Source organism: Pelagibacterium lentulum (assembly GCF_003992625.1).
GTDB lineage: Bacteria > Pseudomonadota > Alphaproteobacteria > Rhizobiales > Devosiaceae > Pelagibacterium > Pelagibacterium lentulum.
Genome location: NZ_RZMW01000044.1, coordinates 1 through 1,737 on the forward strand (window position 1 = coordinate 1; position 1,737 = coordinate 1,737).

The window sequence follows — 1,737 nt, forward strand, 5'->3', positions numbered from 1 at the left end:
TAGGGTCGAGACTCAATCATAGCCAATATGCGACTGCGGCCGCGAGCATGACAGCGGAAAGGTAATTCCGGGCGAGTTTGTCGTATCGTGTTGCGACACGGCGGAAATCCTTGAGGCGGCAGAACGTGGCTTCGACACGCCAGCGGTCCTTGTAGCGCTTCTCATCGTAACGGATTATGCGCTTGCGGTTCTTGCGGCCAGGGATCACGGGGATAGTGTTCTGGCTGCGCAGAGTGGTCCGAAGTCGATTGGCATCATATCCCCGGTCAGCGATGAGCCGCTTCATGCCCATCGTATGAGTGATGAGCAGATCGGCACCCGTCATGTCCGAGGCGTTGCCGGGCGTCAGGATGAGGCGGAGCGGCCTTCCCAGAACATCGACGAGCGCGTGGACCTTGGTGGTCCGGCCACCACGCGAGATGCCAATGGCATTGGCTTTCGCCCCCCTTTTCCCCCGCCTGCACAGCGATGGGCCTTGATATAGCTGCTGTCGATCTGGGCTGTTTCGGCTATCCAGCCCTGTTCGGTTAACGCGGCCAGGATGCGTGCCCAGATGCCGCGACGGCTCCAGCGGTTCCAGCGATTATAAACGGTTGTCGCAGGGCCATACTCGACAGGGCAATCAACCCAGCGCCCGCCGCACTTGAGCATATGTATAATTCCCGAAATCACCCGCCGGTCATTAACCCGGCGCGCCCCAGGTTGGTTCTGAGGGAGGTGCGGCTCAATGGCCGCCCATGCTTCATCGCTCAACCAAAACAGTCTGCTCATCAACGCCTCCAGCTCAATCCAAAGCCAAAGAATCTGATTTGCAGCATCTATTCAATAAGCTGATTGGGTTTGGACCCTAGGAAGAGAAACGCGACCCACTGCGGCATCTTTTGATGGCTTTGTCTCTTCCAGATCACCACAATCAAGCTCCAAACGGTCATCGCGCCAGCGAAGACTGTCGCCGCAACTGCGTACGCCCGGAAGGAAGGCTCAAACGCCGCTCCAGCATAGGCAACTACGAATGCGGCCATGATCATGGTCACCACATGCCAGCACAAGTATAGAACATAGACCACTTCGCTTGGTAGTTCTCTCGATTTGAGCAAAGGGCGCACTACCTCGGGCCCACCAGATAAGTAGTGAAGAACAACAAAAAGAAGGGAGATTGCCGCAGGCAGCAGAAAGAGAGACATTTTTGGACCCCTGGGTGGTATTGTAGGAGCATCATACTTCTACCGCATGCACGAATCTTGAAGAATGGTCGATTACCATCGCGCTGTGCGGTCAAAATAAAATATGGAAAGTGAAACTCGAATTCCTTTCCTAGAAAGGCAAACTGTAGATCAGAAAGTAGCATGCCTATGTACGAGTCGTACTTCGCTCCACCCTTTCCAGCCTTTTGTTGATGTGTACGACGCTCCTATTTTCACAGCGAGCGACAAAACTATCATCCTTCCAATCAGCGTCGCTGGATCATTACTGAACGGTGTAATTGCTGCAACGGCGACTTTGTGGAGAATGGCCAATTCCCATGTAGACGAGCGTCTCACCGGGAACGAGTTTCAGGTACGTGCCGCCGAAGGAATGGCTCTGCCCAGTTGTGAAGTTTCGGAAAGACATTAATTGCTTGCCACCTTCCTTAGGCTGAATCTCATGATTTCGCTCCTTTCGGAGCTAGTATGCATCACAGGACCATGTCGCCGTCCGCGAAGCATGTCGATTACCTGAAAGGTAACAATGTTGGGG

The 1,737-nt window shown here is 54.1% G+C and carries 1 protein-coding gene and 2 pseudogenes; all 3 read right to left on the reverse strand.

Annotated features, from left to right (window positions below):
* Positions 1–16: 16 nt before the first annotated feature.
* Positions 17–771: pseudogene (locus tag EO133_RS18010) on the reverse strand (IS5 family transposase).
* A 47-nt stretch (positions 772–818) separates the two neighbouring features.
* A complete protein-coding gene (locus tag EO133_RS18015; RefSeq protein ID WP_127074049.1) occupies positions 819–1,184 on the reverse strand; it encodes a hypothetical protein in 366 nt (121 codons plus the stop codon).
* Between the two features lie 340 nt (positions 1,185–1,524).
* Positions 1,525–1,647 (reverse strand): annotated as a pseudogene (locus EO133_RS20620) (polyketide cyclase); the annotation flags it as partial.
* Between the last annotated feature and the right edge of the window lie 90 nt (positions 1,648–1,737).

What these genes read in the sequence shown, in the direction of transcription:
- EO133_RS18015 (WP_127074049.1), bottom strand. Translation starts at nt 1,184, where the DNA reads ATGTCTCTCTTTCTGCTGCCTGCGGCAATCTCCCTTCTTTTTGTTGTT.